Here is a 1694-nt window from a genome sequence, read left to right as displayed (position 1 = left end):
CGCTTGAGCAACCCACGCTTGAGCAACCCACGCTTGAGCAACCCACGCTTGAGCAACACAGCCGCGGCATTCGGCGACACGCTCGACGGCCGGGTCCTCGCGGACATCTACCGCATGCACGGCCGGTCGGTGCACAAGTACCTGCGCACCCTCACGAACGGGGATGCGGGCCTCGCCGAGGACCTCCTGCAGGAGACGTTCCTCCGTGCCTGGCGAACTCCACGTCTCGCGCACCGGCCCGAGGCGGCCAGACCGTGGCTCGTGACCGTGGCGCGCAACCTGGTCATCGACCGCGTCCGGCACCGCAACCGCCGCCCGCAGGAGGCCGGTGACGCCGCCTTGGCGCACCTGCCGGCCGCGCGGTGCGAGATCTCGCGGGTCGTCGACTCGATCACGCTGGCCGACGCGATGGCGAAGCTGACACCGAACCGGCGTGAGGTCGTCGTCCACATGTACCTGCACGGCCGCAGCCCGGACGAGGTCTCCGCGGTGCTCGGCATTCCGGTCGGCACGGTGAAGTCGCGGGTTCACTCCGCTTTGCGCGCACTGCGGTCGCACCTCGCGGCCCCGGACCTGTGCCTGGCCGCGTGAGATGGACCTGCGGTGTTGTGCGACCGCGGCACTCTCCGTCTTCTGTCCGATGTGGACGAACAGGGGTGGTGATCGCCTGAGGATCTGTGTTCGGACGTCGGTGATCGCTTGCGCGACGTCCAGCGGGTCGTTCGGTGCTGACGGGAGCAAGCGGATCGTCTGAGCAAGCGGATCGTCCGGGCCGTGGATTCCGCCGCGCGTGGAGGTGTTCCGGTTCTCGGGCTCCGGTACTCCGACGGCCCTGCCCGGGATGGCGCTGGGGACGTGTTCGCCGCGATGATGCGGTGCTCGCGATCGCACGAGAGCGCCGATCCAGCGGCCCGAACCCGCCTCAGCCGCCTATCCTGCACAAATGACGCAGCTCGCCATCACCGGACATCGCGGCCTCTCCGCCGAGCTCGAGGCGGAGGTCGATCGGATGATCCGTGCCGCGGTGGCTGAGCGCGATGAGCTCGTCGGTGTGTCGTGCCTGGCAGACGGGGCGGACGCGGTGTTCGCGCAGGCCGTGCTGGACGTGGGTGGTTCGCTGGTGGCCGTGTTGCCCGCGGTGGAGTACCGCGAGTCGTTGCCGGAGGAGTTCCGGCCCGTCTACGACCGGTTGCTGGCGCGGGCGGGCAAGGTGGTTCAGCTGCCGTTCGTCACGCCTGATCCACACGCCTACATGGAGGCGGGCAAGCGGATGATCGACGAGTCGGACTCGCTGCTGGCCGTGTGGGACGGGCAGCCCGGGCGTGGGCCGGGCGGGACGGCCGACGTCGTCGCATATGCGCGGTCGCGGGGTGTGCCGGTCACCGTTCTTTGGCCCGAGGGCGCGATCCGCTGAGACCGCCCCTGGTCAAGACGGGCCACAGGACGGCCGGCCGGAACAGGGCCGCCGGGTGGTCGACCATCTGCGAGACGCGGATGAAGGACCGGTAGACCCTCCGGTTGCGCGGGATGACCTCGAAGAGCCTGCGGGCGTACCACTGCATGAACCGGGTGCTCGGGGAGAGCCTCCTCGTGCTCCAGCCCAGGTCGGTCGTGGTCGCGGACATCCACGGGATCTGCGCGGTCCTGGCGACCGCGCGCTGGAAGACCAGCGGTTCCTTGGACAGGTCGTGTTC

2 protein-coding genes and 1 pseudogene are annotated in these 1694 nt (G+C 69.8%); 2 read left to right on the top strand and 1 reads right to left on the bottom strand.

Annotated elements, in window-relative coordinates:
* The first annotated feature begins 48 nt into the window (after positions 1 to 48).
* Complete coding sequence (locus UK23_RS23045) at positions 49 to 591, top strand: sigma-70 family RNA polymerase sigma factor (RefSeq protein WP_045313685.1); 543 nt, start codon at positions 49 to 51, stop codon at positions 589 to 591.
* Positions 592 to 943: 352 nt separating this feature from the next.
* The gene (locus tag UK23_RS23040) at positions 944 to 1414 is read left to right on the top strand and encodes a hypothetical protein (protein ID WP_045313684.1); all 471 of its coding nucleotides are present in this window, start codon (positions 944 to 946) and stop codon (positions 1412 to 1414) included.
* Here UK23_RS23040 and UK23_RS52805 read toward each other — a convergent pair.
* Positions 1380 to 1694, bottom strand: a pseudogene (locus tag UK23_RS52805) (hypothetical protein); the annotation flags it as partial. The gene UK23_RS23040 and the pseudogene UK23_RS52805 sit on opposite strands and share 35 nt — an antisense overlap.

The organism is Lentzea aerocolonigenes (assembly GCF_000955955.1).
Taxonomy (GTDB): domain Bacteria; phylum Actinomycetota; class Actinomycetes; order Mycobacteriales; family Pseudonocardiaceae; genus Lentzea; species Lentzea aerocolonigenes_A.
The sequence above is the reverse complement of the archived record's forward strand: the minus strand, read 5'-3'. Positions and strand labels throughout refer to the sequence as shown.